This window comes from Streptosporangium sp. NPDC023963 (assembly GCF_040639135.1).
In the GTDB taxonomy this organism is placed as follows: Bacteria; Actinomycetota; Actinomycetes; order Streptosporangiales; family Streptosporangiaceae; genus Streptosporangium.
The window spans coordinates 960,139-984,966 of record NZ_JBEZZK010000002.1; the positions used below are offsets into that span (position 1 = coordinate 960,139).

At 71.2% G+C, this 24,828-nt stretch carries 27 protein-coding genes; 12 read left to right on the forward strand and 15 right to left on the reverse strand.

The features are described from left to right. Window positions 1-81: 81 nt before the first annotated feature. The 3 genes from AB0F88_RS10155 (at window position 82) to AB0F88_RS10165 (ending at window position 2,403) form a co-directional block, all read left to right on the forward strand. Window positions 82-1,230, forward strand: coding sequence for a histidine kinase (locus AB0F88_RS10155; protein WP_362679937.1), 1,149 nt, complete (start codon window positions 82-84; stop codon window positions 1,228-1,230). A gap of 67 nt (window positions 1,231-1,297) precedes the next feature. Beyond that, window positions 1,298-1,891, forward strand: a complete 594-nt coding sequence (locus tag AB0F88_RS10160; RefSeq protein WP_362679940.1) for a response regulator transcription factor — start codon at window positions 1,298-1,300, stop codon at window positions 1,889-1,891. Between the two features lie 194 nt (window positions 1,892-2,085). After that, complete coding sequence (locus AB0F88_RS10165) at window positions 2,086-2,403, forward strand: STAS domain-containing protein (protein WP_362679943.1); 318 nt, start codon at window positions 2,086-2,088, stop codon at window positions 2,401-2,403. Between the two features lie 131 nt (window positions 2,404-2,534). Here AB0F88_RS10165 and AB0F88_RS10170 read toward each other — a convergent pair whose 3' ends face one another. Together AB0F88_RS10170 and AB0F88_RS10175 are read right to left on the reverse strand one after the other, a co-directional pair. Further along, the gene (locus AB0F88_RS10170; RefSeq protein ID WP_362679946.1) at window positions 2,535-3,140 is read right to left on the reverse strand and encodes a TetR/AcrR family transcriptional regulator; all 606 of its coding nucleotides are present in this window, start codon (window positions 3,138-3,140) and stop codon (window positions 2,535-2,537) included. A gap of 323 nt (window positions 3,141-3,463) precedes the next feature. After that, on the reverse strand, window positions 3,464-4,270 hold the full coding sequence (locus AB0F88_RS10175) for a type II CAAX endopeptidase family protein (protein WP_362679949.1): 807 nt from the start codon (window positions 4,268-4,270) through the stop codon (window positions 3,464-3,466). Window positions 4,271-4,394: 124 nt separating this feature from the next. On the opposite strand from AB0F88_RS10175, the gene AB0F88_RS10180 reads away from it, so the two are divergent. Then, on the forward strand, window positions 4,395-5,546 hold the full coding sequence (locus tag AB0F88_RS10180; protein WP_362679952.1) for a sensor histidine kinase: 1,152 nt from the start codon (window positions 4,395-4,397) through the stop codon (window positions 5,544-5,546). Continuing rightward, on the forward strand, window positions 5,543-6,208 hold the full coding sequence (locus AB0F88_RS10185; protein WP_362679955.1) for a response regulator transcription factor: 666 nt from the start codon (window positions 5,543-5,545) through the stop codon (window positions 6,206-6,208). Before AB0F88_RS10180 ends, AB0F88_RS10185 begins: the two co-directional genes overlap by 4 nt. Window positions 6,209-6,263: 55 nt before the next feature. Here the strand turns inward: AB0F88_RS10185 and AB0F88_RS10190 are convergent, their stop codons facing one another. The 4 genes from AB0F88_RS10190 to AB0F88_RS10205 form a co-directional block, all read right to left on the reverse strand. Further along, entirely contained in the window at window positions 6,264-6,887 is a 624-nt protein-coding gene (locus AB0F88_RS10190; RefSeq protein WP_362679958.1) for a response regulator transcription factor, read from the reverse strand. Between the two features lie 3 nt (window positions 6,888-6,890). Next, window positions 6,891-8,189, reverse strand: coding sequence for a sensor histidine kinase (locus tag AB0F88_RS10195; RefSeq protein ID WP_362679961.1), 1,299 nt, complete (start codon window positions 8,187-8,189; stop codon window positions 6,891-6,893). After that, window positions 8,147-8,929, reverse strand: coding sequence for an ABC transporter permease (locus AB0F88_RS10200; RefSeq protein WP_362679964.1), 783 nt, complete (start codon window positions 8,927-8,929; stop codon window positions 8,147-8,149). Before AB0F88_RS10200 ends, AB0F88_RS10195 begins: the two co-directional genes overlap by 43 nt. 107 nt (window positions 8,930-9,036) lie before the next feature. Further along, window positions 9,037-9,879, reverse strand: coding sequence for an ABC transporter ATP-binding protein (locus tag AB0F88_RS10205; protein WP_362679967.1), 843 nt, complete (start codon window positions 9,877-9,879; stop codon window positions 9,037-9,039). Window positions 9,880-10,476: 597 nt separating this feature from the next. Between AB0F88_RS10205 and AB0F88_RS10210 the strand changes: the two genes are divergently transcribed. Next, a complete protein-coding gene (locus AB0F88_RS10210) occupies window positions 10,477-10,866 on the forward strand; it encodes a glutaredoxin domain-containing protein (protein ID WP_362679970.1) in 390 nt (129 codons plus the stop codon). A gap of 125 nt (window positions 10,867-10,991) precedes the next feature. On the opposite strand, the gene nucS is transcribed toward AB0F88_RS10210, so the two are convergent. From nucS to AB0F88_RS10235, 5 genes are all read right to left on the reverse strand, one after another. Beyond that, complete coding sequence (gene nucS, locus AB0F88_RS10215) at window positions 10,992-11,651, reverse strand: endonuclease NucS (protein WP_362679973.1); 660 nt, start codon at window positions 11,649-11,651, stop codon at window positions 10,992-10,994. 249 nt (window positions 11,652-11,900) lie between these two features. Then, complete coding sequence (locus AB0F88_RS10220; protein ID WP_362679976.1) at window positions 11,901-13,055, reverse strand: ABC transporter permease; 1,155 nt, start codon at window positions 13,053-13,055, stop codon at window positions 11,901-11,903. Beyond that, the gene (locus tag AB0F88_RS10225; RefSeq protein WP_362679979.1) at window positions 13,052-13,930 is read right to left on the reverse strand and encodes an ATP-binding cassette domain-containing protein; all 879 of its coding nucleotides are present in this window, start codon (window positions 13,928-13,930) and stop codon (window positions 13,052-13,054) included. Before AB0F88_RS10225 ends, AB0F88_RS10220 begins: the two co-directional genes overlap by 4 nt. Then, complete coding sequence (locus AB0F88_RS10230; RefSeq protein ID WP_362679983.1) at window positions 13,927-14,346, reverse strand: transcriptional regulator; 420 nt, start codon at window positions 14,344-14,346, stop codon at window positions 13,927-13,929. The genes AB0F88_RS10225 and AB0F88_RS10230 overlap by 4 nt, the downstream gene beginning before the upstream one ends. A gap of 2 nt (window positions 14,347-14,348) precedes the next feature. After that, window positions 14,349-14,789 carry a hypothetical protein gene (locus AB0F88_RS10235; RefSeq protein WP_362679986.1) on the reverse strand — a complete coding sequence of 147 codons (441 nt, stop codon included), beginning with the start codon at window positions 14,787-14,789 and terminating at the stop codon, window positions 14,349-14,351. 287 nt (window positions 14,790-15,076) lie between these two features. On the opposite strand from AB0F88_RS10235, the gene AB0F88_RS10240 reads away from it, so the two are divergent. From AB0F88_RS10240 to AB0F88_RS10250, 3 genes are all read left to right on the forward strand, one after another. After that, on the forward strand, window positions 15,077-15,397 hold the full coding sequence (locus tag AB0F88_RS10240; RefSeq protein ID WP_362679989.1) for an ATP/GTP-binding protein: 321 nt from the start codon (window positions 15,077-15,079) through the stop codon (window positions 15,395-15,397). Between the two features lie 76 nt (window positions 15,398-15,473). Further along, window positions 15,474-16,187 (forward strand): alpha/beta hydrolase, encoded by a 714-nt coding sequence (locus tag AB0F88_RS10245; protein ID WP_362679991.1) that lies wholly within the window; start codon window positions 15,474-15,476, stop codon window positions 16,185-16,187. A gap of 148 nt (window positions 16,188-16,335) precedes the next feature. After that, complete coding sequence (locus tag AB0F88_RS10250) at window positions 16,336-17,127, forward strand: alpha/beta fold hydrolase (protein ID WP_362679994.1); 792 nt, start codon at window positions 16,336-16,338, stop codon at window positions 17,125-17,127. Window positions 17,128-17,328: 201 nt separating this feature from the next. Here AB0F88_RS10250 and AB0F88_RS10255 read toward each other — a convergent pair whose 3' ends face one another. Together AB0F88_RS10255 and mce are read right to left on the reverse strand one after the other, a co-directional pair. Beyond that, window positions 17,329-18,612 (reverse strand): DivIVA domain-containing protein, encoded by a 1,284-nt coding sequence (locus tag AB0F88_RS10255; RefSeq protein ID WP_362679997.1) that lies wholly within the window; start codon window positions 18,610-18,612, stop codon window positions 17,329-17,331. Between the two features lie 157 nt (window positions 18,613-18,769). After that, window positions 18,770-19,231 (reverse strand): methylmalonyl-CoA epimerase, encoded by a 462-nt coding sequence (gene mce, locus AB0F88_RS10260; RefSeq protein ID WP_362680000.1) that lies wholly within the window; start codon window positions 19,229-19,231, stop codon window positions 18,770-18,772. Window positions 19,232-19,314: 83 nt separating this feature from the next. Between mce and AB0F88_RS10265 the strand changes: the two genes are divergently transcribed. Then, window positions 19,315-20,502: an acetyl-CoA C-acetyltransferase gene (locus AB0F88_RS10265; protein WP_362680003.1), complete on the forward strand. Its 1,188-nt coding sequence runs from the start codon at window positions 19,315-19,317 to the stop codon at window positions 20,500-20,502. Then, window positions 20,499-21,443, forward strand: coding sequence for a methylmalonyl Co-A mutase-associated GTPase MeaB (meaB, locus tag AB0F88_RS10270; protein WP_362680007.1), 945 nt, complete (start codon window positions 20,499-20,501; stop codon window positions 21,441-21,443). The genes AB0F88_RS10265 and meaB overlap by 4 nt, the downstream gene beginning before the upstream one ends. A gap of 184 nt (window positions 21,444-21,627) precedes the next feature. On the opposite strand, the gene AB0F88_RS10275 is transcribed toward meaB, so the two are convergent. Together AB0F88_RS10275 and AB0F88_RS10280 are read right to left on the reverse strand one after the other, a co-directional pair. Continuing rightward, on the reverse strand, window positions 21,628-22,305 hold the full coding sequence (locus AB0F88_RS10275) for a DUF4230 domain-containing protein (RefSeq protein ID WP_362680010.1): 678 nt from the start codon (window positions 22,303-22,305) through the stop codon (window positions 21,628-21,630). A gap of 55 nt (window positions 22,306-22,360) precedes the next feature. After that, a complete protein-coding gene (locus AB0F88_RS10280; RefSeq protein WP_362680013.1) occupies window positions 22,361-23,776 on the reverse strand; it encodes a hypothetical protein in 1,416 nt (471 codons plus the stop codon). 291 nt (window positions 23,777-24,067) lie between these two features. On the opposite strand from AB0F88_RS10280, the gene AB0F88_RS10285 reads away from it, so the two are divergent. Continuing rightward, window positions 24,068-24,601, forward strand: a complete 534-nt coding sequence (locus AB0F88_RS10285) for a MarR family transcriptional regulator (protein ID WP_362680016.1) — start codon at window positions 24,068-24,070, stop codon at window positions 24,599-24,601. Window positions 24,602-24,828: the final 227 nt, after the last annotated feature.

A 24,828-nucleotide genomic window follows, 5' to 3' on the forward strand; every position in this document is an offset into this window, starting at 1 on the left:
GTCGACAGTGGTGAAAAAGGGATGAGGCGCCTCGCGCGCCTCATCTCCTCCGTGCTTTCCCGGAGGAGGCAGCGGTCCCCCATGCAGGGGCTCCGCCGGATGACCGTGTTCTCCCTGACCCTGGGCCTCGTTCTGGCCTGGGTCGGCCCTCTCAGCACGCTGGGGGACCCGGACGGGCAGTCCCGGCTCTCGCTGCTGGCGGTCGGGGTGCCGGGCCTGCTGATCTTCAGCGTTCTGTACGTGCGAATCCTCCAGGCGGCCGTGGCCGGGACCGGCGCGAGAGGCGAGATCGCCGCCTCGGCCGTGGTCGCGGTGATCCTCCTGCTGACCCAGGACGGTCACCCCTGGTCCTGGGGGCTGCTCGGCCCGGCCTGGGCGTCGGGTGCCGTGCTGCTGCTGGGCAGGTCCGCCGCGATCGCCACCACCGCCGCGGCGATCGCCGTCAGCCTGCTTCTCACGTTTCCGGGCGTCGGTCCCGGTCCCGGGTTCGCCGACGTGTTCCTGTCGCCGCACCGGGACGGAATCCTTCCCGTCCTCGGCGCCTACGTCGGGGTGTCCGCGACGGCACCGTGGGCCAACCGGCTCCAGCTCCGGTTCTGGCAGGTGGTGAGGGCGGCGGAGGAGGGCAAGGAGGCGCAGGCCCGGCTGGCCGTCACCGAGGAGCGGCTGCGCTTCTCCCGCGACCTGCACGACCTGGTCGGCCACAGCCTCTCCGCGATCGCCGTCAAGAGCGAGGTGGCCGCCAAGCTGTCGGGGGTGGACGCCGCGCGGGCGGCGGGGGAGATGGACGAGGTACGGATCCTGGCGCGGCAGACGCTCAAGGAGATCCGCACGGCGGTGCGCGGCTACCGCACGGTCGACCTCGCCGCAGAGCTGCGCGCGATGACCGCGGTGCTGGAGGCGGGCGGCATTCGCTGCACGCTGCAGATGCCGCGCGACCAGGTGCCCGAGGGGGTGGCCACCCTGCTGGCCTGGGTGGTCAGGGAGGGCACCACCAACGTGCTGCGGCACAGCTTCGCGACCGAGTGTCGTACGGTGATGACCGTCCGCGACGGAAGTGTCGTGCTGACGATGACGAACGACGGGGTGGAAGGGGTGGAGGGCCGAGGCGGTACCGGCCTCGTCGGGCTGTCGGAGCGGGTCGCCGCCATCGGCGGAACCGTCACGGCGGGCCCCGGAGGCCCCGGGGAGTTCAGGCTGCGGGCGACGGTTCCGCTTGGGGGAGGATGATGGTCCAGACGATGACCGCGGTGCCGGGCCCTCCGGCCGGGGCGAGCGGTCCGGTGGGGGTGGCACGGTGATCCGGGTACTGCTGGCCGACGACGAGCACCTGGTCAGGAAGGCGATCGCCACCCTGCTCGACCTGGAGCCGGATGTCGAGGTGGTGGCCGAGGTGGCCAGGGGGGACCTGGTGGCGGCGGCCGTGCTGGAGCACCGGCCCGACGTGGTCGTGCTGGACATCGAGATGCCGGGGATGGACGGGCTGAGCGTCGCCGAGACGCTGCCGGGCCACGCGGTGCTGATACTGACCAGCTTCGGCCGGCCGGGACACCTGAGGCGGGCACTCGCGGCCGGGGTGCGCGGCTTCATCCCCAAGGACGCCTCCGCCGACGAGCTGGCGACGGCGATCCGCAAGGTCCACGCGGGCGGGCGCTACCTCGACCCGGAGATGGCCGCCTCGGCGATGATGGCGGGGGAGAGCCCCCTCACCGAACGCGAGCGCGGCGCCCTGGAACTGGCCGCTCAGGGGGCCTCGGTCGCCGAGATCGCCGCCGCGCTCCACCTCACCCAGGGCACCGTGCGCAACTACCTGTCCAGCGCCATCACCAAACTGGGCGCGACCAACCGGATCACTGCGATCCGGTCGGCTCAACAAAAAGGTTGGCTTTAAACCGCGTTTTCTCGCTTGATTCGGGCAAGGAACCCACATGTTCGCCAGAAGGTCGATGCCGGGAGCGAGGGAGGTTCGCACCTTCTTGTACGCTTTGACATCTTACGAGCGCGGTGCGTGACCGGGTGGCCGTGGCGACGCACCGCCGTTGTGCCGGGCCGTTGCTCCTCGGCGGCCAGGCGTGAGGAGGAGGTATGCGCGTCCCTGGTAACCCCCGGGCACAAGTGGTCGGCGTCGGGAATCGTCTCGACGTGGGAACCGTCGCCCGCGTGCGCCCGCGGCTGCACGAGGCGGTCGACTCCGGGCACGGCGACCTGATCGTAGATCTTTCCAGGCTGGAAATGATCGATGCCACCGGTCTCGGGGTGCTGGTGGGCACGCATCGACGCGCTGTGGGCGCGGAACGCCGCCTCATTCTGAGGGGGGTGCCGCCGAGGGTCATGCGGGTGCTGGCGGTGACCCGGCTCAACCGGGTCCTCACCGTGGAACTCCCCGTGGCCGCGGTGGCCTGATCCGGACGGCCGCCGGAGCTCGGGGGCGACGGCGGCGCCGGAACACGTCGGAGGACGGGCCCGGCGGACCCGTCCTCGTCTCCCGCCGGTGTCAGGTCACGAAGGACCTGTGCAAGAGTCTCCCGCCGATGTCAGGTCACGAAGGACCTGTGGAAGATGTGCGTGGCGGTGTCGATCAGCTTGCCGACCGGAGGCGGGTCGTCGGCCAGGACCCACTCGATGAGCAGCTCCTGGACCGCTCCGATCATGCCCAGCGCGAGGAGGCGCTGGTTGGCCTTCGTGGCCTCCGGCAGGTCGGCGACGTTCGACTCGATCGTCTTGATGAAGGCCGCGACGGCCGACTGCCTGGAGGTGGTGAGGCAGTCGCCCGCCCGGCGCACCTCCAGATGCATGATCCGCGCGCGGCGCCTGTCGCCGGTGACGAAGTTGATGTAACTGGTGACCCCTGTCTTGACCCGGGAGGCCAGGGTGTCGGGGGCCTGGTCGATGGCCTTCGACATCTCCTCCAGCGTCTCGCGCACGCACCGGTCGTACACGGTCTGCATCAGCTCGTCGCGACCCGAGAAACACTCGTAGAAGGCGCGGTTGGAGATGCGTGCCGCGGCGCACAATCTCTCGATCGTCGTTTCCGGGAATCCGGGATCGGCGTAAAGGGTGTACGCCGCGGAGACGAGGCGCTCCCGGCGTTCCGCCAGCCGCTCCTCCGCTGACATTCCCCGGTAGGACCGTCCATTCATGTCAAGCTCCCGCAGGTCAGCGCGAGGTTGACAGATACTCGCTTTATCACTTCCACCTCATGGTTCTGGCCCCCGGAATCAACCATTATGGGTGCAAGATCCTTTTTGTGGAAGGGCTGTTGTGTTATTACTTACATCCCTGGTGCAAGAAGGTGACAAGTCTGAGTAGTCGGTCAAGGTCCTGCCGTTCGCGCGAACGAGGTGTGCCTCATTCCGGCCGGAGCGGGAAAAACACGGTCCCGCCGATCACCGGCCCCCGCTGGTTTTCGGCTCCGCTCGTCCCCGGCTCGTCCCCGGCGGGCGGCGCAGAGGCCGGACGGTCGTCACAGGCGGGAGTGGAGCTCCGCGTCGGCGGGGTGCGGGCTCCTGCCCGACCGGGGCAGGACGGCCAGCCCGGCCAGGAAGAGAGCGCAGGTCAGCAAGATGAGTTGCACGTCGTAGCGGAGATCCTTGGTGGGCGTCAGCAGGTTGCCGACGTGGAAGCCGGTGTGCACGCCGACCGCCATCCAGACCGCGCCGCTGCGCACCCGCGCCGCCGTGCAGGCGAAGCCCAGGGCGGTCGCGAGCACGACGTAGAGCAGTTTCTCGGTGAGGTCGTCGGCCGGGCTCTGGGAGACGATGTGCATGACGCCGAAGCCCGCCGACACGACGAACAGGACCATGCGCGGTGACAGGCGGTCCGAGAGCGTGTCGAACAGGTGCCCCCGCCAGAGCAACTCCTCGGGGAACGCCTGGCCGAGCACGATGATCGCGATCGCGAGCGCCAGGTAGGGCAGCGTGGGCGCCACCCCCTGCTCCCACGAGGCCCAGGTGGCCACGCCCAGGACCACCGAGAGCGCGTTCCCGGCGATCACCGGCACGGCGCCGACGAGCAGGCCGACCGGCACATGCCACGCGGCCGACCGGGACCACGTCAGCCGCACCCCTGACCAGCTCTGGTGGCCAAGGTAACGGCGGATCGCGTACACCAGGGCGATCGAGGCGATCGTGGTGCCGAGCACGCCCAACGGCCTGTAGAGCGGATCCCCCCGGTCCATCAGCAACACGACGGGCAACGTTCCGACCAGGATCTGGACGAACATGGCGGCCATGGTTATCAGTACGGCCCAGACGGGGCGAGTGGCTCTCATGGACGGCAACACTAGAAACGGGCGCCGCACGGCACATCGAGCGGCGGATAGAAACGACCATGACCATCGTCATTGTGACTGTGGGGGGATCACCGCCGGGAGTCCGGCGGCCTAAGGTCGTGGCATGCTGCGTTTGGACTGGTTGCGCGACGCCGACCGGCCGTTCCTGTTCAGCGTCCTGTTCTGGGGCGTGCTCATCGCCACCGCCGTCGTCCACGTCCTCTCTCCCAGCGGCCCGCTCGCCCGCGTGCTGACCGGGCTGAACCTCGCGCTGGTCGCGGGCCTGTGGCTGGTGCTGCCGTGGGACCTGTCGCGAGGCCGCCGCTTCGTGGCCCCGATGTTCCTGGTGGCCACCCTGCTGCTGGGGGCCACCGGTTCCAGGGGCACCCACACGCTGCTCCCCCTCATCGCCGTCGCCAACCTCGCCTTCCTGTACGGCATGCGCGCCGCGTCGGTCATCCTGACGTCGCTGGCGGTGTTCCTGTTCGCGGCCGTTCCGCTGCTCTTCGGCAAGTCCGTCCTCGACGGGCTGGCCCAGGTCGGGGAGATGGCGATGCTCTCCGCGTTCGTGCTGGGGATGGCCTCGTCCACCCTGGAGGCGCGCCGCAGCCGCGAGGAGACGCGGCGCCTGCTGGGGCGGATCAGGGAGCTCGCGGTCGCGGAGGAACGGGCGAGGATGGCCGCGGAGATGCACGACTCGATCGGGCACCACCTGACCGTGATCAAGATGGACCTGGAGAACGCCGAACGTTTCCGCGAGCGCCGCCCGGACGCCGCCTGGGACGAGGTGCGCCAGGCCAAGGAGCTGACCGTCGAGGCGCTGGCCGACGCCCGGCGATGGGTGCGCGCGCTGCGCCCGCTCGCGCTGGACGGCCGGGTGGGCAGCGCGGCGCTGGAACGGCTGGCCGCCTCGTTCGACGGCACGGGCATCACGGTCACCTTCGAGGTGGAGGGCACCGAGCACCGGCTGGACGCCGACGCCGAGCTGGTGCTGTACCGGGTGCTGCAAGAGGGGCTGACCAACGCGCTCAGGCACGCCGAGGCGCTGCACGTGAGGGTCAGGCTCGTCTTCGGCGAGGCGCGGACCGTGCTCGTGGTCGCCGACGACGGCAGGGGCGCCGGCGAGCGCTCCCGGCGGGGTTTCGGGCTGACGTCGCTGACCGAGCGGGCCCGGGCCCTCGGAGGTACGCTGACCGGCGGCAACGCCCCGGAGGGCGGGTTCGCGTTACGGGCCGAGCTGCCGGTCGCTCCGGCCGGGGTGGGGAGGCGGTCATGAGCTCGATCAGGATCATCCTGGTCGACGACCAGGTGCTGATGCGCCAGGGGTTGCGCAAGCTGCTGGAGGTCGAGCCCGGGATCGAGGTGGTGGGGGAGGCGGCCGACGGCCGGGAGGCGCTGCGGGTGGTGGCGGAGACCGGCCCGGACGTGGCCCTCGTGGACGCGCGGATGCCCGGGATGGACGGGGTGGAGCTGATCGTCCGGCTCGCCGCGGAGCACCCGAGGGTGGCCGCGATCGTGCTCAGCACCTTCGACGAGGACGACTACATCTTCGGCGCGCTGCGCGGCGGCGCCCTGGGCTACCTGCTCAAGGACTGCTCGCCCGAGGAGCTGGTCTCGGCGGTCCACCGGGTCGGCCGGGGGGAGACGGTGCTCGGCGCCCCGGTGGCCGCCAGGCTGGTCGCCGAGCTCCGGCACGCATCCGCGGCGGGCGGCGGATCGCGGGCGGAGGACCTGCTCCCCGCCGGCTTCCGCGGGCAGGACCTGCTCTCCGCCCGCGAGGTCGAGGTGGCCAGGATGGTCGCTCAGGGGGCCGCCAACCGGGAGATCGCGGCCCGGCTGTTCATCACCGAGGGCACGGTCAAGAACCACGTCTCCAGCGTGCTGCGCAAGCTGGGCCTCCGTGACCGGATCCAGCTCGCCCTGCACCTCAAGGAGTGACCGCGTGCCGGCGCGCCCGACCGGGCCGGACCGGTGAACGCGTGCGGTCACCGCACTAGCGGGTGAGCAGGCCCCGGTCCAGGGCCGTGGTCACGGCGGCGGTGCGGTCGGAGACGCCGAGCTTGCCGAAGACGCGCAGCAGATGGGTCTTCACCGTGGTCTCGCTGATGAAGAGGGCCCTGCCGATCTCCGCGTTGGTCAGCCCTCTGGCCACGAGGGAGAGCACCTCCGTCTCGCGTGGCGACAGCGACTCGGCCGTCGGAGCCCGCATCCGGGTGACCAGCCTGGTCGCCACCGACGGCGACAGCACGGTCTCCCCGCGCGCCGCCGAGCGGATCGCGGCCAGCAGGTCGGCCCTGGAGGTGTCCTTCAGCAGATACCCCGCCGCCCCGGCCTCGACCGCTCGTACGATGTCGGCGTCGGTCTCGTAGGTGGTCAGCACGACCACCCGGCTCTCCGGCCGTCCGGTGAGGATGCGCGAGGTGGCGCTCACCCCGTCCCCGTCCGGCATGCGCAGGTCCATCAGGATCACGTCCGGTGCGAGCTCCCCGGCCCGCACGACGGCCTCGTCCCCGGACGCCGCCTCACCCACCACCGTGATCCCGGGGTCGGCCTCCAGCATGCCCCGAAGGCCCTCGCGGACCACCGGGTGATCATCGACGATCATCACGCGAAGCATGTGTCACACCCTCCGAGCGGGCTGGTCGGTCCGGTCGCCGGCGGCGCCGGGCAGGTCTGGGGGGTCGTCGGCGGGGAGGGCGGGCCGGCCGGTGGGGACGGTCACTTCGAGTACCGTCCCCCCGCCGGGGAGTCCCGTCACCGTGAGGGTCCCGCCCACCTGCTCCACGCGGGCGCGCATGCCCCGCAGGCCGTACCCCTGGCCGCCGGACGGCTCGAAGCCGCGTCCGTCGTCGCGTACCTCCAGCCGCACGGAGTCGTCGCCGTAGGCGATCGAGACCGTGACGGACCCCGCGGCCGCGTGCTTGCGCACGTTGGCCAGGCCCTCCTGGGCGGCGCGGACGAGCACCACCTCGACCGGAGCGCTCAGCGGCCGGGACTTCCCGTGCACCTCGAACCCGCCGGACAGGTCCGTCTCCTCGCCGAGCCGGTTCGTCAGCCGCCGCAGGGCCTCGTCCAGCGTCGAGTCGTTCAGGGGGGCCGGGCTCAGCGTGGTGACCAGCAGGCGGGCCTCGGTCAGGTTCTCCCGTGCCGTCTGGACGGCCAGCGCCAGGTGACGGGACGGGTCCGGCTGCGCCTCGGCCGCCTGGATCAGCATGATGATGCTGGTGAAGCCCTGCGCCAGGGTGTCGTGGATCTCCCCGGCGAGCCGCTCGCGCTCGGCCTGCGCCCCGCGCTCGGCCGAGAGCCTGGCGATCTCGGCCCGGCTGCTCTCCAGCTCCTCGATGAGCGCGGCCCGCTCCTCGCTCTGCGTGGTGATCCGCTCGATCCAGATGCCGAACGTGGAGGAGAAGAGGACGATGGTCATGACGACCACCAGGAAGTTGAACGGCTCCGGATTCTCCTGCAGGAACAGGTAGCGGATCATCGGGGAGAGGTTCAGTGCGATCATGGCGACTATCGCCCGCTTGACGCGGAAGACGATGAAGCACTGCGGGCACAGGCCGAACAGGGCGAATGTCGTGTACGACGTGATGAGGCCCGGGGGCGTGAACAGCGCGATCAGCAGAGCGATGTAGATCGCCCCCCGCAGCCGGTCGCCGGCGACGATCGCCGGGCGGCCCAGCAGGACGTAGAGCGGCAGGATCGCGGCCAGGCAGCCCGCCACGATCACCTTCTCGGCCATGGGCGCGTCGACGGTGAGTGCGATCCAGACGGGCGGGATGAGCCCGAGGACCAGGAGCATCTCCCAGATGCTCAGGGACTTCCAGGCGTGGGCACCGGCCCCCCGGGCGGGGGGCTCGGTGTAGACGGCGGGGCTCACCCGTCGCGGCGGCTTTTCCAGCGGAACGTCAGCAGGCACAGCAGCAGTCCTCCGATCGCCCAGGCTCCCAGAATCAGGGCGACCCGGTCGAGTTCGTACGAGTTCGCGACCTCGAGCGTGGCGCCGGCGTCACCCAGGAAGACCGACCGGAATCCCTGGCACATCCACTTGAGCGGGAAGATCGAGGCGATGTTCACCAGCCAGGACGGCAGCTGCCCGATGGGGATGAACACCCCGGAGATGAACTGCAGCACCACGAACGGCATCGCGATCACCGCGCTGGCGCTCTTGGCCGACCGGGGCAGGCTGCTGATCGCGACCCCGAGCAGGGACGAGCCGATCACGCCGAGCACGAACACCCAGGTGAAGGTCACCCACCGGGACGCCTCCGACGGCAGTTCCAGGCCGAACAGCGCGACCCCGATGGCCAGCAGGACGACGACCTGCAGGAAGGAGACGAACAGGGTGTTGAGGGCCTTGCCGATGAAGTAGGAGGTACGGGGCAGCGGGGTGCCCGCCAGCCGTTTGAGGGTGCCGTCGTCGCGGTCCATCGCGACGTTGATGCCGAGGTTCTGGAACCCCGTCATCGCGGCGGTCCCGATCAGCCCGGCCACGTAGAGCTGGGAAACGGTCAGGCCGGTCCCCTCCATCTCGCCGGCGAAGATCGAGCCGAAGAGCACCAGCATGATGATCGGGAAGGCGAAGGTGAAGATCACCGCGTCCCGCTCGCGGAAGAACATCCTGTTCTCGACGACCGTCCGTGACAGCCCCAGTCGCATCACGGAGGGTTGCCCCGCTCGGACGGCCGGGGCGGAAGGCCGGGCAAGGGTCTGGCTCATCTGGCTGATCACCTCGGGGGATCGGTCGACGTTCGTACGGGAGACGATCAGGCGGGGGTCTCGATCAGGCGGAGGTAGACGTCCTCCAGGGTGGGGCGGGTCACGGCCAACTCCGGGACCTCGCCGTCGAAGCGGGCGGTCAGCTCCAGGACCGTCCTGGTCGGCGTGTCCGTCTCCAGGGAGCGGCGCTCACCCGCGTCGGACCAGCTCACCAGGGCCTTGGCGGTGGCCCTGCCGCCCAGGGTCGCAGGCTCGCCCTCGGCCACGATCCGCCCCCCGGCGACCACGGCCACCCGGTCGGCCAGCGCCTCGGCCTCGTCCAGGTAGTGGGTGGTCAGCACGATCGTGGTGCCGTCGCGGGCCAGGCCCTCGATCAGCTCCCAGAACCGCCTGCGGGCCTCCGGGTCGAACCCGGTGGTCGGCTCGTCCAGGAAGAGCAGCTCCGGGTCGCCGATCACCCCCAGCGCGACGTCCACCCGGCGCCGCTGGCCGCCCGAGAGCTTCCGGATGCGCTGGTCCGCCTTCTCCGCGAGCCCGACCTGCTCGATCACCTCGTCCGGGTCCTTGCCCCCGGGGTAGTAGCCCGCAAAGTGCCGCACGGTCTCCCGTACGGTCGCCTCGGCCGCGTCGTCGGCCGTCTGCAGCACGATGCCGATCCGCGAACGCCACGCGCGGGTGGGCCTGCCGGGGTCGACGCCCAGGACGCTGACCTCCCCGGCGTCCCGGGTGCGGTGCCCCTCCATGATCTCCACCGTGGTGGACTTCCCGGCCCCGTTCGGGCCCAGGATCGCGAACACCTCGCCCGCGTGGATGTCGAGATCGATCCCCCCGACGGCCTGGACGTCGCCGTAGCGCTTGGTCAGGCCTCTCACTCTCACCGCTGTGTCCATGTCCCAAGCGTCGCGTTCAGGCGTTTCGCGCGGCACCAACGTTCGATGGAGCCCCGTGTCCACCGAACGGAGGACACGGGGTCTCGTCATCCCTCGGCGCGCGACCCTGGAACGGGTCTTCCGCCACCGAACGCGTGGTCGGGATCGCCCGCGATCACGCACCAGACGACCTTGCCGCCGGTGGCCGGCCACCGGTAACCCCAGCTGCGGCACATCAACTCGACGAGCAGCGGGCCACGCCCTGGTCTTCACGCCCGCGGAGTGGCCGGCGTTCCTTGGTGGAGTGCTGGACGGCGAGTTCGGCACGCCGTAACGGTCGTCGGACTCCGTTTCAGGGATCTCGTCCGGGCTTTGGCAGTGTCCGGGCTGGGGCCTTCGTCACCGTCGCACGATCGGCTGGGTTCCCGTTGTAAAGGGGCCGTCGTCAGGGGAACCGCAGAACGACCGGGGAGCGCGAGGGGCCGGAAGGCCCTTCGCCCGGGGTCCGGGGCGGCGCCCCGGAAGGCACAGCCCGAGCTTGGTTCGCGCGAAGCGCCGGGTGGTGAGGTCGGTGAGGCCCACGCCGTCGGGTCACGAGCGGCTTGAGATACTTCCCCCATGTCCCCGGTGTCCTTCGCGCTCCTTGTTCTCGCCGTCGCGTTGCTCGTCGTCACGAACCTGCCCCGCCGAGGCCGGGCGACGTCGTACGAGAACGCGGACCACGGCGGCGTGGTCGTCTACTGGCGGCCCGGTTGCACGTACTGCATGAAGTTGCGCACGCGCCTGCGTTTCACGCGGCTGCGCTACAGCGAGGTCGACATCTGGAAAGATCCCGAGGCGGCGGCGTTCGTCCGCTCGGTCGCGGACGGGAACGAGACCGTACCGACGGTGACCGTGGCAGGGAAGGCGATGGTGAACCCGTCGAAGGCCCGGCTGCTCGAAGCGGTCAGGACGTACACCCCGCACCTGGCGCCAGGAAACGGGAAGCCGGCCGGGGAGCGTGACTGACGGAGCGTGACTGACGGAGCGTGACTGACGGAGCGGGCGTGCCGCCGCGGCCCTGGGGCGGGAGTTCCCGCGGGGCCGCGTCGTGGACGTCCCCGCCGGAAGGCGGGCCGCCGGTGCGCCGGAACTCAGAACAGGGTGTCGTTGCGCTCGATGCCGCGCAGCTCGTCGTAGTCGAGGGTGACGCAGCGGATGCCGCGGTCCTCGGCGAGGGTCTTGGCCTGGGGTGCGATGCTCTGGGCGGCCAGGATGCCGCCGACCGGGGCGAGCAGGGGGTCGCGGTTCATCAGCTCCAGGTAGCGGGTGAGCTGTTCCACGGCGTCGATGCCCGCGCGGCGCTTGAGCTCCACGGCGACGGACGCGCCCGTGTGGTCGCGGCAGAGGATGTCGACGGGGCCGATGGCCGTCATGTACTCGCGGCGGACGAGCGTCCAGCCCGCGCCCAGGGTGGTGATGTGCTCGGCGAGCAGCTCCTGCAGGTGGGCCTCGACCCCGTCCTTGATCAGGCCCGGGTCCACGCCCAGCTCGTGGCTGGTGTCGTGGATGATCTCCTCCATGGTGAGGACGAGCTTCTCGCCGGTCTTGCCGTGGGTCACCGTCCAGGTGCCCTCCTCCTCGCGGAGCTTGCACGGCGGGTTCATCCAGTTCAGCGGTTTGAAGGCCCGGTCGTCGGCGTGGATGGAGACGCTGCTGTCGGCCTTGATGAGGATGAGCCGGGGCGCCATCGGAAGATGGGCGGTGAGCTTCCCGACGTAATCAACGCTGCACCGCGCTATGACCAGACGCATGACCGAACCCTACCGGCCGGACGGGGCCCGGATCCCCGTGATCCGGCCTGACGGCCTGACGGCCTGACGGCCTGATGACCTGACGGCCTGATGACCTGACGGCCTGATGACCTGACGGCCTGGTGGCCCGGCTGCCCGGTGACCTGGTGGCCCGGTGCTCTGACGGCCGGGTGGCCCGATGGCGGCCCGGTGAGCGGAGACGTGGCTCCCCGGCCGTACGGCCGGGGAGCCGGAACCGCGTCCCCCGGGTCAGCGCATCGCCTCGGAGAGCTTCACCCGGGCGCCGGTACGCAGGACCGCGCGGCTGTAGATGCGGGCGCCCAGCATGAGGGTGCCCGCCGTCGCCAGGAGCATCAGGACCGCCGCCACGGCGATCTCCCAGGCGAACACCTCGCCCCCGGCCATCCTGACCGGCATGACCATCGAGGAGAACGGCGGCACCAGCGACAGGATCCTGGCCACCGGGCTGCCCGGCTGGACCGCCGCGAAGTAGGCCACCAGGTAGGTGATCATCATGAGCATCGTCATCGGGGTCAGGACGCTGTTCGCGTCCTCCTGCCTGGACACCAGCGACCCGAGCGCCGCCGCCATCGCGGCGAAGAACGCGTATCCGAGAATGAACCAGAACAGGGCGCTGACCACGATGCCCGTCATCCCCGGGGGCAGGTCGGCCGCGAGGCCGGTCGCCGCCGCCGCGCCGAGACCGGCCACGATGATCACGACCATGTTGGCCAGCGCGAGCGCGCCCAGTCCCACGAGCTTGCCGCCGAGCAGCTGCCAGGGGCGGACCGAGGTCAGCAGGATCTCCACGATCCGGCTGCCCTTCTCCTCGACCACGCCCATGGCGACGTACATGGAGGAGTAGATGAGCAGGAAGAACAGCACCATGACCAGCAGGGACGCGATGCCCACCCGCACGCCCGCGTAGCGGGCGTCGGCGCCGATGGAGACCTGCTCCAGGGGGGCTACCCGCATGGCGGCGGCCACCTTGGCCGGATCGAGGCCCGCCTCGGACAGCTGCCGCTGGGTCTGGGTGGTCTGGTTCGCGGTCTCCAGCAGCAGTCCGAGCTTGTCGTCCACCTCGCCGTCGGCGAGCACCCTGTTGCGGTCCACCACGGCGGCGTCCACCTCGTCGAGGCTGATCGCGCTGACCGCGGCCCCCTCGTCGGGGAACTTCCTGATGGTGAGCTTCACGTCCTTGGCCGCGGCGGTCAGGGCCGGTTCCAGCGCCTGCGCCTGCGCTCCTGCGAGTCCCACGGTGTAGGAGTCGGGCCCGGAGAAGAGCCTGGGCAGGAACGCCAGCGCCGCGACCAGGACGGCGCTGACCACGAGGCCGATGACGAACGCCTTCGTACGGCCGCGCGTGACGATCTCCCGCCGCGCGACCAGCCACAGTCCGCTCACGCGACGGCCTCCCTGAAGATCTCGGTGAGCGTGGGGCGCTGCCAGCCGAAGTGCTCGACCCTTCCGGCCTTGACCGCGAGGCTCAGGATCTCCTGGCCGTCGCCGTCGACGCCCGCGACGAGGACCTCGTCGCCCTTCTCGGTGACCTCTCCCGGCAGGGACGAGGCCCAGCCGGGGGAGGCGTTCCTGACGACCACCCTGAGCCGGCCGCGTCCCTCCCGCTCGCGCAACTCCTCGACCGTGCCGCTGGCCACCACGCGGCCGGCGGAGATGATGCCGACCGAGTCGCAGAGCCGCTCGACGAGGTCCAGCTGGTGGCTGGAGAAGAGCACCGGCACGCCCGCGGCGCGGCGCTCGGCGAGCACCTCGGCCAGCGCGTCGACGGCGAGCGGGTCCAGCCCGGAGAAGGGCTCGTCCAGGATGAGCGCCTCGGGATCGTGCACCAGCGCCACCGCGAGCTGCACGCGCTGCTGGTTGCCCAGGGAGAGCGCGTCCACCGCGTCGTTGACGCGCTCGGTGAGCGAGAGCCGTTCGAGCAGGTCGGCGGTGGCCTTCCTGGCCCCGCCCGCGCTCAGGCCGCTGAGCCTGCCGAAGTACTCGACCTGCTCGGCGACCCTCATCTTCTGGTAGAGGCCGCGCTCCTCCGGCATGTAGCCGAACCGGCGCCGGTCGTCGAACGTCAGAGCCTTGCCGTCGCGGCGCACCGAGCCCGAGTCGGCGGTGAGCACGCCCATCAGGATGCGCATCGTGGTGGTCTTGCCCGCGCCGTTCGCTCCGACGAAGCCGAACATCTCGCCCGGTTTCACGGAGAACGTCACACCGTCCAGGGCGACCTTGTCGCCGTACCGTTTGTGCAGGTCGTCTATCTCGATCATTGGGGGGATCCCTCGGTGAGGCGCCTCAACACGGAGACGTAGTCATGGAACGCCCGGCGGCCCTCGTCGGTCATGGCCAGCCAGGTGCGTGGACGCTTACCCACGAAGGCCTTCTCCACGTGCACGTAGCCGGCCTCCTCCAGGGTGATGACGTGCTTGGAGAGCAGCGAGTCGCTGATCTCGATTGTGTCGCGCAGGAAGCGGAACTCGGCCTTGTCGGTGGCCGAGAGGGCGGCCATGATCGACAACCGGACGGGTGCGTGGATGACGTCGTCGAGGTCGTGCCGGGGGTGCGAGCCCGTGCCACCCCCGGCGCTCCCCGTGTCGCGCGCCGCCCGGCCCGCGCCACCGCCCGTACGACGCGTGCGGCCCGCCTCCTCCGCGCCGTCAGTGTCGCCGTTCGCGTCGTTCGCCACGCTCACCGCTCCGCCAGCAGCACGCGCCACGCCGCGTAGAAGGGCGGGACGCTCGCGCAGAGCGACAGCGCGATCAGCGCCGCGCTCCAGCCGCCGCCCGGGTCGCCGGGACGGAAGAACGCGCCGAACACGAACACGATCACGACCAGGACGACGTACGAGATCGTCACGGGACCGGTCGACCTGTTGGCCCAGGTGACCTCCGGGTCCTGGACCCTCATGCCGCCGAGGTATCCGACGAACAGGACGGTCAGGAGGATCCACGCCACCCCGGCCGTGACCTGCGACCAGGCCGGGCCGAGGAACATGACGGGCCAGTAGACGATCGTGCCCAGGCCGACGACCGCGTAGAGCAGGCCGACGACGCGCGCCGGCCGCCTGGTCCGCCGGTCGACCTCGGCGATCCGCCGCAGGGCCTCCTCCGGTGTCAGCTCGTCCTTCATGTCTCCTCCTCCGCTCACATTCTCAAATGGTAATTACTACTCAACTCCCGTTCAAGTACTTTCTGTCCGCTCTTCGGCTACCCGACCGGCTTTTGGGGTAGCCGGTACCTCTCTGGGAGACTGTTGCGATGCCGGAAAGGGCGGTCCGCCACGTGGGGCGGACCCGGCGGGCAGGGTGGGAGAACGATGACGAGCACTTTTGAGGCGGTCGAGGTGACCGGGACGCCCGGGAGGACCGGGACGGACGGCCTCGGCGCGGCGTGGGTCCGGAGCATCCGAGACCTGCCGTGAGCCCCCGCAAGGCCCGCCGCGCCGACCCCTTCGACCGAGGCGGCAACCGGGGCCACGCCCGTCCCGTCGGCGGCTTCGTGCCCGGCGTCGACCGTACCGAGGAGTGGCCCGACGGCGACTGGCAGGTGCGCCGGGTCACCGGCGGCGCGGCGGACAAGGTCTACCGCTGCCCCGGCTGCGACCAGGAGATCAGGCCCGGCCTGCCGCACCTGGTCAGCTGGCCCGCCTGGCAGGGCGGGGAGGACGAGCGCAGGCACTGGCACACCGCGTGCTGGCGCAACCGGGTCAGGCGCGGTCCCGGCCGAAGCAGATACTGACCGGCCGGCCACGACCGGCACGACTGGCCACGACCGGCGCTGACGTCGGCCGGCCGAAGCGGATTCGAGGAGAGACATGGAGATTCGGGCCTCTACGGTGCTGCCCGCGCGCAGGGAGCCGGTCGAGCTGCACACCGGCGACGGCCTGACGCTCGTCGGCGAGCTGGCCCTTCCCGCCGACCGGCCCCCGGTGGCCACGCTGGTCTGCCTGCACCCGCTGCCCACCCACGGCGGCATGATGGACAGCCACGTCTACAAGAAGGCGGCCAACCGGCTGCCCGCCCTCGCCGACCTGGCCGTGCTGCGGTTCAACACGCGCGGCACCACCTCGGAGCGGGGCACCTCCCAGGGCGCCTTCGGCGGGGGCGAGGACGAGCGCCTGGACGTCGCCGCCGCCCTGGAGTACGCCGACTTCAACGACCTGCCCCGGGTCTGGCTGCTCGGCTGGTCCTTCGGCACCGAGCTGGCGCTCAAGTGGGGCCGCGACCCGCTGGTGGAGGGCGCGATCCTGCTCTCCCCGCCGCTGCACCGGGCCACCGACGCCGACCTCGACGCGTGGGCGGAGTTCGGCCGGCCGCTGACCGCGATGATCCCGGAGTTCGACGACTACCTGCGTCCCGAGCAGGCCCGCGAGCGCTTCGCCAGGGTGCCCCAGGCCGAGGTCGTCGGGGTGGACGACGCCAAGCACCTGTGGGTCGGCGAGCCGTACGTGCGCATCGTCCTCGACCGGATCGTCCTGCGGGTGAATCCGGCCGCCCACCCCCTGCCCACCGAAGTCCCGGACGCCTAGGAGCCTGTCCGGTTCGGACCTCTCACAGGATCTTCGTCGCCGTATCGCCGGGCGGGTCCCGTTCGCCGGCGACGGAGTTACCACAACGTCATAAACGGTTGTGGAAGCGGGGGTGCCAGGAGGGGACCCCGGGAATACGGTGGACGGCGTGCAGCTGTACACGCGGTCGGCGGGAGAAGGGCTTCCGGTCGTCCTCCTTCACGCGTTCCCCCTCTCGTCGGCCATGTGGCTGGCCCAGCGGGAGGGGCTGTCGACCGTCTGCAAGGTCATCACTCCCGACCTGCGCGGTTTCGGCGGCTCGGTGCTGGGCGAGGACGAGCCCTCCCTCGACGTGATGGCCGACGACGTCGTACGCCTGCTGGACCGCGAGGGCGTGGACCGCGCGGTCGTCGGCGGGCTGTCCATGGGCGGCTACGTGACGATGGCGCTGTGCCGCCGTCACCCCGACCGGCTGCTGGGGGTGATCCTCGCCGACACCAAGGCGGGGGCCGACCCGGAGGCCGCCAGGTCCAACCGCGAGCGGATCGCCGCCGCGGTGCTGGAGGAGGGCACGTCCGTCCTGCTGCGGGAGGTGCTTCCCGGACTGGTCGGGCAGACCACCGTGCAGCGCAGGGCGATGGTGTTCGGCCGGGTGCGCGGGCTGGTCCAGTCGGCCCCGCCGACGGCCGTCGCCTGGGCGCAGCGGGCCATGGCCGGCCGCCCCGACTCCTTCGACACGCTGCGGGCGCTCAAGACGCCCGTCCTGGTGATCGTGGGTGAGGAGGACGAGATCGCCTCGCCCGCCGAGGCGGGGGCGATGGTCGAGGCCGTGCCCGACGGGAGGCTCGCCGTGATCGAGAAGGCCGGTCACCTCAGCGCGGTCGAGCAGCCCGAGGCGTTCAACCGGGCGGTGTCCGGCTTCGTCGCCGAGCTTGCCGGGGGAGCGCCACCTCGCGGGTGAGCGGCGACGGCGCCACAGGCCGGGACGACCTGGTGGGGGCAGTCCGGGCCGACCCGGCGGGGGACGGCGAGACCCCGGCGGGGGACGGCGAGACAGGAAGCGGGACAGGAAGGACAGGAAGGACAGGAAGAGAGCCTGGCGACCGTGAAGGTCGCCAGGCTCTCTGGTAGCCGTCGCCAACGCCCCGGAGTCAGCGGCCGCCTATTCCTGCCACCACTCCGCGTCGTCGTCCTTCGCCTCGGCCCTGGCGGGCGCGGGAACCGGCTTCTCGGCGCCGTTGGCGGCGGCGGGGATGGCCGGCTTCGGCGGTGCCGCGGCGATCGCGGGCTCCGGCTCGGCGGCCGGGAGCGGCGCGCCACCGAGCAGCTGGCGCAGCTGCGCGAGGTGGCTGGTGATGCTGTCGCGCTGACGGGTCAACTCGTCGACCTGGCGCTGGGCGACCGAGCGGCTGCGCTCGGACTCGGCCTTCGCCTCGGAGACGATGGACTCGGCGCTCGCCTTGGCCTCGGAGACGACCTGGTCGGCGTTCTTGCGCGCGTTGGCCAGCAGCTGCTTGGCGTGCGTGTCGGCCTCGCGGCGGGTCTGCTCGGCCTGCTGCGTGGCCTTGGTGGCCCGCTGCTCGGCGGTGGCCGCCCGCTGCTCGGCGGTGGCCGTCAGCTGCTGTGCCGCGGCCTGCGCGTTGGCGTGACGCTCGGCCTCCTGGCGCTCGGCCTCCTCGCGCCTGGCGGCGAGCTGGATCTCGAACTCCGCCTCGTCCTGGGCCCGCTTGGCCTCGGACTCCTCGAGCACCCGCTGGGCCTGGGCGCGCATCTCGTCGGCCTGGCGCTTGGCGGTGGTGAGGACCTCGTCGCGCTCACGCTTGGTCGAGGCGCGCAGCTGGGCCACCTCGCGCTCGGTGGTGGTGCGCAGCTTGGCGATCTCGCGCTCGGAGTCGGCGCGCTTCTCGGCCACCTCGTGGTCGGCGGTGGCGCGCAGCTTGGAGACCTCGCGCTCGGTGGTGGCGGTCAGCTCGTCGGCCTCGCGGCGGGCCGTCGAGCGGATCTCCTCGGCCTCGCGCTCCGCGCTGGTGCGCATCTCGTCGACCTCGCGGGTGGCGAGGGCGCGCTTCTCGGCCGCCTCGTTCTCGGCGGCGGCGCGCAGGTCGGCGGCCTCGACCTTGGACGCCGCCTTGATCTCGTTCGCCTCGGACCTGGCCGCCTGGACCAGCTCGGTCGCCTGCTCCTCCGCCAGGCGGAGCAGTTGCTCGATGCGGGCGCCGAGCCCGGAGTAGGTCGGGCGCTCCTGCTCCTGAAGCTGGCGCTGGGAGTCGGACAGATCCCGCTGCAGGCCCTGAACCTGCTCCCGGGACTGCCGGAGCTCGCCGTCGAGCTGCTTCAGGTGGTCGTGGACCTGGTGCCGGTCATAGCCACGGAGCACCACGTCGAATTCCCGAGCGGGGGCGTCTTCAAAGAAGTTGTTGAGCTGGGCGTCGATGTCGGACTGCATGGAGGCTCGATCCTGGGTTGTCGAGACGGCTACACGGGCCGGACGGGGGTTTCAGGCATCCGAAGCGGGAGCCGGGGCGGGATCCACGTCCGGTGGTACGCCAGCGTACTCCGCTGGTGCCGAGTTGGCGGTCTCGTCCGGCTTTATGCGTGACTTGTTACGTATCAGCGTTTCTTGCATTCGGCGTGACCTCGGCTTGCCTTTCCGCGGCCTGCACGAGTTCGGTGAGCATTCCCCCGACGTCTTTGGGATGAAGAAAGGCGATCGAGGAGCCCAGGGAGCCGTGGCGCGGCTGCTTGTCGAGGAGGCGGACACCCCTGTCGTCGATCTTCTCCAGCGCCTGCACGACATCCGGGACGCCGAAGGCGACATGGTGAACACCTTCCCCGCGCTTGGCGAGAAATTTACCGACCGGCGTGTCGGGACCGAGGGGTTCGAGGAGCTGGATATAAGATCCACCGCCCTCGCCGTCGGCGATGTGCAGCATGGCCTCCTTCACTCCCTGCTCGGTGTTCACCTCGCGCGCCACCACCTTGAGCTCGAAGATCCGCTCGAAGAGAGCGATCTTCTCCTCGAGGTCGTGGCAGGCGATTCCCACATGATCGATGCGCATGAACATAGGGACATCCTCCATGGCGATCGCTGATGTACTCATGGGTATGGTGGCAAAGTCGCCCCAAGCCCGCCAGGGAGGCTCCACTTATGTCTGGTTCCGTCATCGTCGCCGGAGCTCGTACGCCCATCGGAAGACTGCTCGGCTCGCTGTCCGGCCTGTCGGCCGCCGAACTCGGCGGCATCGCCATCAAGGCCGCGCTGGAGCGTTCCGGCGTCGCCCCCGAGGCGGTGCAGTACGTGATCATGGGGCAGGTGCTCCAGGCGGGCGCCGGTCAGATCCCCTCCCGCCAGGCCGCCGTCAAGGCGGGCATCCCGATGACCGTGCCGTCCCTGACGATCAACAAGGTCTGCCTCTCGGGCCTGGACGCCATCGCCCTGGCCGACCAGCTCATCCGCGCCGGCGAGTTCGACATCGTGGTCGCGGGCGGCATGGAGTCCATGTCGAACGCGCCGCACCTGCTGCCCGGCCTGCGCAGGGGCGTGAAGTACGGCTCCGCAGGCATCGTCGACTCGATGGCCTTCGACGGCCTCACCGACGCCTACGACCAGGTGGCCATGGGCGAGTCCACCGAGCGGCACAACGCGCGCCTCGGCCTCACCCGCGAGGAGCAGGACGAGTACTCCGCCCGCTCCCACGAGCTCGCCGCGGCCGCGATCAAGAACGGGACGCTCGAGGACGAGATCGTGCCGGTGGCCATCCCGCAGCGCAAGGGCGAGCCGGTGGTCTTCTCCGCCGACGAGGGCGTGCGCGGGGACACCACCGCCGAGGTCCTGTCGCGGCTGCGGCCCGCGTTCGCCAAGGACGGCACGATCACCGCCGGGTCGGCCTCGCAGATCTCCGACGGCGCCTGCGCGGTGGTCGTGATGTCCAGGGCCAAGGCCGAGGAGCTCGGCCTCGACTGGCTGGCCGAGATCGGCGCCCACGGCAACGTCGCCGGACCCGACAACTCGCTCCAGTCGCAGCCCGCCAACGCGATCAAGCACGCCCTCGGCAAGCAGGGCCTCTCGGTCGGCGACCTCGACCTGCTGGAGATCAACGAGGCCTTCGCACAGGTCGTCCTCCAGTCGGCCAAGGAGCTCGGCGTCTCCCTCGACAGGGTCAACGTCAACGGCGGCGGCATCGCCGTCGGCCACCCGATCGGCGCCTCGGGCGCCCGCATCGTGCTCACCCTCGCCCACGAGCTCAGGCGCAGGGGCGGCGGCCTCGGCGCTGCCGGTCTCTGCGGTGGTGGCGGGCAGGGCGACGCCCTGATCATCCGCGTCCCCTCGGCATGACCGCGGAGGTCTCCGACCTGGTCGCGATGGCCAGGGAGGGAAGGCCGCGGGCCGTGGCCCGGCTGATCTCCATGGTCGAGAACGGCTCCCCGCGACTGCGGGAGATCACCGGCCTGCTCTGCGCGGACCGGCCGCACCGGGCCCGGATCATCGGGCTCACCGGCTCTCCCGGCGTCGGCAAGTCCACCTCGACCGGGATGCTGGTCCACGCGTTCCGCAAGCGGGACATGAGGGTCGGCGTGCTCGCCGTCGACCCGTCCTCGCCGTTCACCGGCGGGGCGCTGCTGGGCGACCGGGTCCGGATGCAGGACCACGCCACCGACCCGGACGTGTTCATCAGGTCGATGGCGAGCCGGGGGCACCTGGGAGGGCTGTCGTGGGCCACGCCCCAGGCTTTGCGCGTCCTGGAGGCGGCCGGCTGCGAGGTCATCCTCGTCGAGACCGTCGGGGTCGGCCAGGCGGAGGTGGACATCGCCTCGATGGCCGACACCACCGTCGTGCTGCTCGCCCCCGGGATGGGCGACGGCATCCAGGCGGCCAAGGCGGGCATCCTGGAGATCGCCGACGTGTTCGTGGTGAACAAGGCCGACCGCGAGGGCACCCAGGCCACCGTGCGCGAGCTCCGCAACATGATCGCCCTGGTCGAGCGGCCCTGGAGGCCGCCGATCGTGCAGACCGTGGCCTACCGGGGCGAGGGGGGTGAGGAGGTGGTCGACGCCCTTGGCGACCACCTGGCCTACCTGGAGGCGTCGGGCGAGCTCGTCCGGCGCCGCCACGCCAGGGCGAGGGACGAGATCGAGGCGATCGCCCTCACCACCCTGCGCTCCCGCTTCGCCCACCTGCACGGCGACCGGCGCCTCGACGCGCTCGCCACCCGCGTCCTGGACGCGGGACTCGACCCCTACACCGCGGCGGACGAGCTCCTGGCCGCCGCGGGCTGACGGGGCTCACGCGCCTCCGGCACCGGGCCCGGTCGCCGCGGCTCACGTGCCGCGGCGCCCGCGCCGCGTGTCCGGGCCGCCGGACTTCGTGATGCCGTGGCGCCGGACTTCGTGATGCCGGTGCCCGGGCCGCGTACCCGGGTCCCGGTGTCCGAGCCCGCGTGCCGGGGCGCGGACACCGGGCTCAGGTCTCGTCGGCGAACTTGACGGTGACCTTCTCGAAGCCGAGACCCTTCAGCAGGCCCTCAAGCATGATCTTGGTGTTCTGGTCGGCCCGGTTGCGCAGGTCGCTGGCCTGGGCGGCCTCGGCGATCTTCCTCTCGGCCAGCATGTAGAGCTCGCGCTGGTCGGCGGGGGAGGAGGACAGCAGGTCCTCGACCCGGTCGAAGAGACCGCGTTGCTGGGCGTAGACGTACGAGCGCTTGTTGTCGAGGTTCGGCTTCTCCAGCTGGGCGCGGGGCAGCTTCACCGTGACCTCGGTACGGTCGGGGGAGACCGTCAGGGCGTTGCCGGCGATGCCGGCGAAGTCGACGTAGGCGTCGACGCCGCCGGCTCCGACGAAGAGCGTCCGGCTTCCCTTGACCGCGTCGGGCAGGAAGGCCGCGTCCTTCTCCAGGTCGACCACGACCTGGAAGTTGCCGGTGGCGGCCTCGAAGCGGCTGAGGTTGTGGATGGACTCCAGCAGCACGGGCTGGCTGCGGTCGACCGTCTCCTCGCCGAACGGGTTCAGCCACGACCAGGTGAGGCGGGCACCCACGACGAGAAGGACGACGACGACGAGCAGCCCGGCGAGGAAACGCCAGCCGCGCCCGCGACGGGCCGCCTGGGGCGCCGCGGGCGGAGCTTCTTGGGAGGCTTTCACAGCGCTCTCCTTCCCCGGACGGTGACCTTCTCACGCGGAGCCTATGCCGATCTTCCTATCCCCGTGGCGACGGGAGCGCGCCGCCTTCGGCGAAGGGGCCGCGCCGGGGGCCGCCCGGGGTGCCCGCTCCCGGGGACGGGGGTCCGCCGGGTGCCTGGTGGCCGGTGCCGGGCCGGGGTTCGGGACCGGTCGAGGCGCCCCCCGCCCCCTGCCCGGCCTGCCCTGTCTGAGGGGTCTGCTCGGCCTGGCCCCCGAAGTGAGTGCTTTGTAGCCGGCAACCGGTGAAATCGGCGTAGTAGAGCCGGAGCCAGTCGCGCCGCTGGACGTCCGTGAGGCCGGAGAACCACGCCGCGGCGTACCGGTGTTCCGGGAGCGGCCCGCCGGGCAGCGGCTCGCCACGCAGCCACGCGGCCACGATGTCGCGGTAGCCCGCCGCGGGGGTGGCGTCGCACCGGGCGGCCAGGTCGCCGACGAACTCGTCGGCCGCCTTCTCGGCGAACCCGGCCGCCAGGTCGTCGACGTGAATCGCGATCACGCCCGCGGCGACCGGGGTGGTGTCGCGCCGGGGGTGCTGCTCCACCCGGGAGAACTCCCCGGGCGTCCCCGCCAGCCGGGACGCGATCTTGACGAACTCCGCGCTCAGCTCGGGCAGGCCGGCGCGCATCCCCGGGTGCACGCAGACCATGATCGGCCATTCCTGGCAGCTGTAGACGACCTGCTGGGCCGAGACCGGCTGCTGCTCGGTGAACAGCCTGGCCATGCCGGTCCCCGCGGCCAGCACCGCGATCAGCGCGGCGGCCAGCACCAGGGCCTGGCGCGTCACGACCGCCGCCCAGCCGAGCAGCAGCGCCGAGCTGATCCCCACCAGCCAGAGCGTCTGGTCGGTGAACGCCGCCGCGTTCAGCCCCTGGAACGGGTCGTACGGCTCCCGCGTCGCGGGGGCGAGCCGGTCGCCCCAGGCGGGCCCCTGGCACAGCCAGGTGAACAGGCTGTAGCAGCCGAGCCCGGCCAGGACCGGGGTGATCGTCCACGGCAGCAGCCAGCCGATCACCCAGCCGATGACGACGTACAGCGCCAGCCCGGCCGCGCCCATCACCAGGCCGCTGGGCAGCAGCCGCCCGGCCTGCTCCGTGATCATGGTTCTGACCGCCAGGACCACGACGGTGGCGGTGAACGCGCCTCCCGACACCACCAGGATCGCGAGTGGCGCCCGTACCGCCTGCCACGGCGTCATCGACCGCCCGCGTGTCCCGCGCCGCCTGCGCACCGCCACCCAGGCGGCGAACGCGGCCGCCACCGGACCGGTCAGCCGGAGCGAGCCGATCACCGCGACGACGATGTTCTCCCACGCGCTGACACCGGGAACCAGGACGCTCCACGCCGCGACCACCCCGAGCACGAGCAGGATGGCGACGGCCATCAGTCCGCTCTGCTGGAGTTCCTCGCGTGAAACGCCCCTGTGCTCACGCACCGGCCGGCGTGGTGGGAACCCACGCCGTGCCGGTGTAACCGAAGTCCGTCCGGCGTCCGAACGCCGTCAAGTTGTCGTTCATCAAGCACCCCCCGTGCCGTGAATGTGCGGATGCCGGTCCCCTCGGCGCCGGTCCGGCTCGCGTCCCCCGCAGGCCGGACTGAGTCATCGTGGCCACTTGGCCACGGCCTCACCATTCGATGTGGGAACCATAACGGAGCGTGACGTTTGGCGTCCGGGTTCTTGGTGAAGCCATCAGTTCGGTGACTCTACGTATATGGGCGAATCGGGATGAGGCCGCGCTACCGTAGCCCTGTGGTTACAGGTCAGCTGAATCTCCCGTTTGACCCCATCGAACGTGCCGCGGAGACGTGGCGCGTTCACTTCGGGCCCTCCTCGGCCATGGCCGCCGTCACATCGATCATGAGAGCGCACCAGATCCTGCTGTCGCAACTGGACACGCTGCTCAAACCGCATGACTTGACCTTCGCCCGGTACGAGGCGCTGGTGCTGCTGACCTTCAGCAAGACGGGGGCGCTGCCGCTCTCCAAGATCGGCGAGCGCCTGATGGTCCACCCCACGAGCGTGACCAACACCGTGAGCCGCCTGGAACGTGCCGGTCTGGTGCGGCGCATGCCCAACCCCCGCGACGGCCGGGGCGTGCTCGCCGAGATCACCGACCGGGGCCGCGAGACCGTCCGCCGGGCGACCGCCGACCTGATGGAGGCCGACTTCGCCATGCCCATGTACGACGAGACGAAGCTGGACCAGATGTTCGACCTGTTCAGAACCCTCCGCGTGGCCGCCGGCGACTTTCAGTACTGAAGGCGACGCTGAAGGCGACGCCGCGCGTCGCGGTGAGGCCGCTCTTGCCCGGCTCCTTCCCTCGTCGAACGAGGCCGCTCGTTCCTCGCGACCCCGCTCTCCTCGGTCCAGTCCCCGGCGCGGCCTCACGGGCTGAAGGCGACGCCGCGCGTCGCGGTGAGGCCGCTCTTGCCCGGCTCCTTCCCTCGTCGAACGAGGCCGCTCGTTCCTCGCGACCCCGCTCTCCT

Excerpts from the sequence above, each read along its gene's own strand:
- nucS (WP_362679973.1), bottom strand. The coding sequence starts at position 11,651 with ATGCGTCTGGTCATAGCGCGGTGCAGCGTTGATTACGTCGGGAAGCTC.
- AB0F88_RS10285 (WP_362680016.1), top strand. The coding sequence starts at position 24,068 with ATGAGGCCGCGCTACCGTAGCCCTGTGGTTACAGGTCAGCTGAATCTC.
- AB0F88_RS10155 (WP_362679937.1), top strand. The coding sequence starts at position 82 with ATGCAGGGGCTCCGCCGGATGACCGTGTTCTCCCTGACCCTGGGCCTC.
- AB0F88_RS10255 (WP_362679997.1), bottom strand. The coding sequence starts at position 18,612 with ATGCAGTCCGACATCGACGCCCAGCTCAACAACTTCTTTGAAGACGCC.
- AB0F88_RS10265 (WP_362680003.1), top strand. The coding sequence starts at position 19,315 with ATGTCTGGTTCCGTCATCGTCGCCGGAGCTCGTACGCCCATCGGAAGA.
- AB0F88_RS10200 (WP_362679964.1), bottom strand. The coding sequence starts at position 8,929 with ATGCGACTGGGGCTGTCACGGACGGTCGTCGAGAACAGGATGTTCTTC.
- AB0F88_RS10225 (WP_362679979.1), bottom strand. The coding sequence starts at position 13,930 with ATGATCGAGATAGACGACCTGCACAAACGGTACGGCGACAAGGTCGCC.
- AB0F88_RS10185 (WP_362679955.1), top strand. The coding sequence starts at position 5,543 with ATGAGCTCGATCAGGATCATCCTGGTCGACGACCAGGTGCTGATGCGC.
- AB0F88_RS10175 (WP_362679949.1), bottom strand. The coding sequence starts at position 4,270 with ATGAGAGCCACTCGCCCCGTCTGGGCCGTACTGATAACCATGGCCGCC.
- AB0F88_RS10205 (WP_362679967.1), bottom strand. The coding sequence starts at position 9,879 with ATGGACACAGCGGTGAGAGTGAGAGGCCTGACCAAGCGCTACGGCGAC.
- meaB (WP_362680007.1), top strand. The coding sequence starts at position 20,499 with ATGACCGCGGAGGTCTCCGACCTGGTCGCGATGGCCAGGGAGGGAAGG.
- AB0F88_RS10235 (WP_362679986.1), bottom strand. The coding sequence starts at position 14,789 with ATGAAGGACGAGCTGACACCGGAGGAGGCCCTGCGGCGGATCGCCGAG.
- AB0F88_RS10245 (WP_362679991.1), top strand. The coding sequence starts at position 15,474 with ATGGAGATTCGGGCCTCTACGGTGCTGCCCGCGCGCAGGGAGCCGGTC.
- AB0F88_RS10180 (WP_362679952.1), top strand. The coding sequence starts at position 4,395 with ATGCTGCGTTTGGACTGGTTGCGCGACGCCGACCGGCCGTTCCTGTTC.
- mce (WP_362680000.1), bottom strand. The coding sequence starts at position 19,231 with ATGTTCATGCGCATCGATCATGTGGGAATCGCCTGCCACGACCTCGAG.
- AB0F88_RS10190 (WP_362679958.1), bottom strand. The coding sequence starts at position 6,887 with ATGCTTCGCGTGATGATCGTCGATGATCACCCGGTGGTCCGCGAGGGC.
- AB0F88_RS10210 (WP_362679970.1), top strand. The coding sequence starts at position 10,477 with ATGTCCCCGGTGTCCTTCGCGCTCCTTGTTCTCGCCGTCGCGTTGCTC.
- AB0F88_RS10165 (WP_362679943.1), top strand. The coding sequence starts at position 2,086 with ATGCGCGTCCCTGGTAACCCCCGGGCACAAGTGGTCGGCGTCGGGAAT.
- AB0F88_RS10170 (WP_362679946.1), bottom strand. The coding sequence starts at position 3,140 with ATGAATGGACGGTCCTACCGGGGAATGTCAGCGGAGGAGCGGCTGGCG.